The sequence below is a fragment of the Planctomycetota bacterium genome (genome assembly GCA_038746835.1).
GTDB lineage: Bacteria > Planctomycetota > Phycisphaerae > Tepidisphaerales > Tepidisphaeraceae > JBCDKH01.
In genome coordinates this window covers 1-3,684 of record JBCDKH010000262.1, presented here as the reverse complement: position 1 = coordinate 3,684, position 3,684 = coordinate 1, and the positions used below count along the sequence as shown (strand labels likewise).

Below are 3,684 nucleotides of genomic sequence, written 5' to 3'. Positions count from 1 at the left end.
TGTAAAGTGTCCCGCGGGGGAAGACGAGGAAACGCCGCCCGACGCTCGCGAGGAGAATCATGGCCCGACACTTCCACATCGAGGTCGACAACGGCGCGGCCGTCGTCGAGACCAATGCCGCTCCAGACGCCACACCGCTCGCCCCGCGCGGCTGGATCATCCGCACGCTCGACACAGCCGGGGTCTCGACCGTGCTGCTCGACGCCGAGGCCGGAGCGGAGGAGTTTTCGATGCACGCGTCTCCCGATCGTTGGTTCGGCCAGGTGCTAGCGGGCAGCGGCACGCTCGCCTACGGCAACGCGGCTGGCAACGAAGTCGGCAGCGTGCGCGTTGCGGCTGGCGATCTGCTGACGTTCGAGCCGGACACGCCGCACGCCTGGCGTGTCGAGTCGGAGCCGCTTCGCCTGCTCTTCGTCAAACCGGCATGAACGAAAACGTTGCGGCCGAGGCGTCGGGCGATGTCCAAGTCATCCACCGCAACGGCGGCTGGTGCTGGTATCAGGGCCCACGCGCGATCGTGACGCGCGACGGCATGATCGTCTTCACGACCATCTCGGGCAGCGATGGCCACGGGCGCGAGGCCGGCGATCTTTGGGCGACGGCCCACCAGCTTTCGACGGGCGAGACCGAGCATTTCAAGCTCCACGGACGGTTCGAGCGTGACGACCACGACGTCGCCGGTCTTCACGAACGCCCGGATGGCAACGTGCTCGCCGTCTACGGGAAGCACGCCTCTGACCAGATGATGAGATGGCGACGAACGGTGTCGCCCGGCGCGTTCGACGATTGGACGGACGAGCACACCATGGACGTCGGCACCGGCTACACGTACTCGAACCTCTACCGACTGCCCGCCGAAAGCGGCCGCCTGTACAACTTCTCACGCACGATTGCTCGCAACCCGAACTGCACCATTTCCGACGATGCCGGCGAGACGTGGCGTCACGGGTGGCGTTTGTTTTGCTGGGAACGCAGCGACTTTGTCGACGACCCGAAGTACTCCGGCATCGACGGCGCTCGGCCGTACGTCCGCTACACGAGCAACCGACACGACACGATCCACTTCGTCACGACCGAGGACCACCCTCGCGCATACGACAACTCGATCTACCACGGGTTCTACCGCGACGGCCGACTCCACAGCTCGGACGGTGCCGTGCTGTCGACCGTGACGGAGGGTGAGTCAACGTGTGCTCTCACGCCGCAGTCCTTCACCCGTGTGTTCGTAGGGTCGGCCCAGCGAATTGCGTGGACGGTCGACCTCTGCCTCGACGCCGACGCGTTGCCTCGCACGCTCTTTTCGGTTCGCGTCAACGACGGCGACGCACGTGGCCGACCTGATGCCGCATCGAAGGGCGACGACCTGCGTTACTGGTACGCGAGGTTCGACGGCGTGCGATGGCATTCCCACGAGATCGCCCACGCCGGCACGCGGCTCTTTCCGCGGGAGACCGACTACACGGGGCTCGCCGCCATCGATCCCGGCGACACCAACGTCGTTGTTATCTCAACCAACGCCCACCCGGTCAGCGGCGAGCCGCTGATCTCCTCGACCGACGGACAGCGGCACTGGGAGCTTTGGCGTGGCCGGACTGACGACGACGGGGCGTCTTGGTCGTGGCAGGCACTCACCGCGGACTCCACGTTCGACAATCTGCGGCCACTGATTCCGTCGAGCGAGGACGGCGTTCGTCACATCCTGTGGACAAGCGGCAAGCTGAACAATTTTGAGGACTACGAGCTCGACGTCTGCCTGAAGAACGAACTACGCGAGCCCGCAGATCAGCGTGCGTAGTTGAGGTAAACCGTTCGCTTCTGCATGTAGCCTTCAAGGCCATGCACGCCATCTTCGCCGCCGAGGCCGGAGCGCTTGTGGCCGTTGTGATAGCCCTGAACGAAGCCGCTGATGCCCTGGTTGATGAAGATGGTGCCGACTTCGAGCGTGTTGATCGCTTCCTCGTGAGCGCGGTAGTCGTCGGTCCAGAGGTAGGCCGAAAGGCCGACGTCGCTCTTGTTCGTTTCGGCGATGGCTTCGTCCAAGCTGCCGACGGACATGATCGGAAGCACCGGGCCGAAGATCTCCTCTTCCACGACGGCGTGGTTGCCACGCACGCCGCGAAGCACGGTCGGCGCAAACCAGTTGCCGCGATCAAACCCGTTGCCCGACGGTCGATCACCACCGAGCGCGACCTCGGCACCCGCGTCGACGGTCTGGCGAATCAGACTGCCCATGCGATCGACTCCGCCGGCCGTGACGGACGGCCCCATGTCGACGGCTTCCATCGGGTCGCCGACGCGAATCTTTTTCGTCAGCTCGAGGACTCTGTCGGTGAAGCGATCGACCACCTTCTCGTGCACCATGGCGACTTCGCTGCAGATGCAGACCTGGCCGCAGTTGGCAAACCGCGCCGTCACCGCTGCTTGGGCGGCCTTGTCGACGTCTGCGTCGTCCATGACGATGAACGGTGCTTTCCCACCAAGCTCGAGTGAAACGGCCGTCAGATTGTCGGCCGCGCCCTTCATGATGGCCTGACCGGCCCGGACGCTTCCGGTGACGGTGACGAGTCGCGTGCGGAAGTCGGACACCATCTTCGCCCCGGCCATTGCGTCGCCTGTGACGAGGTTGATGACGCCAGGCGGCAGGCCGGCTTCGTCGCAGATGCGGCAGAACTCGCTCGCCGTCACGGGCGTGGCCTCGTGCGGCTTGATGATCATCGTGTTGCCCGTGACCAGGGCTGGACCGATCTTGCGACCGATGAGCGCGAGCGGATAGTTGTACGCGCACAAGCCCAGCGTCACGCCGAACGGCACGCGATGGATGCGCAGTGAGACACCTGCCTGATCGCCGGGCAGAATCTCACCCTGCAGCCGCCGCGCAGCCTCAGCGGCATACACGATGTAGTTCGCAGTGTCGTCGACTTCGAAGCCTGCTTCGGCGAGTGTTTTGCCCTGTTCCTGGACCAGCAGCCGGGCCAGGTGATCGCGCTCTGCGAGGATGCGTCTGGCGATGTCGTGCAGGTACTTTGCTCTGGCGATCGCCGGAAGGGCGGCCCACTTTTTCTGAGCGACTGCGGAGGTCTCCAGCGCGGTCTCGATCTCCTCGGGCGTGTTGATCGTGACGGTCGCCCAGGCCTGGCCGTTGGCGGGGTTTTCGACTTCAAGGCGTTCGTGCCCGTCGCCGTCGATCCATTGGCCGTTGATGTAGCCGCGGTAGTGCTTCAGGTCGGTAGCGGTGGTGGTCATCGCCTTGGCTTTCTTGGTCAAGTTTCAGGGAGCTGGCCCAGATGATACACGAGCCGTCATCAGCCGACGCGTCTGTCGCGAGCAAAGACGGGCGGACGCTTCTCTGCGAATGCGGCGGCGCCTTCGACCGCGTCGGGCGTCGCGGCCAACGCGTCTGCCTGCTCCGCCTCGAACGCCAGGGCCTGCGACAGGGACAGCGACTCTGCCGAAGCGCCGGTCCGCTTGAGGGCGGCGATCGCTTCGCGAGGACCTGATGCGAAGGTCTTCAGCTGCTCGTCGAACGCAGCGGCGTCGCAGAGATCGTCGACGAGTCCGATGCCGTGTGCTTCGCTCGGCGTGATGGATCGTCCGGTCGACGTGAGTAGCAGCGCACGACTCCGGCCAACACGTCGGACCAGCCTCGCGACGCCGCCATTGCCTGGCATGAGTCCGAGCTTGATC

Annotated in this window: 4 protein-coding genes; 2 read left to right on the top strand and 2 right to left on the bottom strand. The window is 65.0% G+C overall.

Annotated features, from left to right (window positions below; genetic code table 11):
* Window positions 1-59 precede the first annotated feature (59 nt).
* A complete protein-coding gene (locus AAGI46_16280; protein ID MEM1013764.1) occupies window positions 60-428 on the top strand; it encodes a cupin domain-containing protein in 369 nt (122 codons plus the stop codon).
* The gene (locus tag AAGI46_16275) at window positions 425-1,795 is read left to right on the top strand and encodes a BNR-4 repeat-containing protein (GenBank protein MEM1013763.1); all 1,371 of its coding nucleotides are present in this window, start codon (window positions 425-427) and stop codon (window positions 1,793-1,795) included. Before AAGI46_16280 ends, AAGI46_16275 begins: the two co-directional genes overlap by 4 nt.
* Here AAGI46_16275 and AAGI46_16270 read toward each other — a convergent pair.
* Together AAGI46_16270 and AAGI46_16265 are read right to left on the bottom strand one after the other, a co-directional pair.
* Window positions 1,783-3,243 (bottom strand): aldehyde dehydrogenase family protein, encoded by a 1,461-nt coding sequence (locus AAGI46_16270; GenBank protein MEM1013762.1) that lies wholly within the window; start codon window positions 3,241-3,243, stop codon window positions 1,783-1,785. The two genes, AAGI46_16275 and AAGI46_16270, sit on opposite strands and share 13 nt — an antisense overlap.
* A 59-nt stretch (window positions 3,244-3,302) precedes the next feature.
* A partial coding sequence (locus AAGI46_16265; protein ID MEM1013761.1) for an enoyl-CoA hydratase-related protein occupies window positions 3,303-3,684 on the bottom strand: 382 nt, incomplete at its 5' end.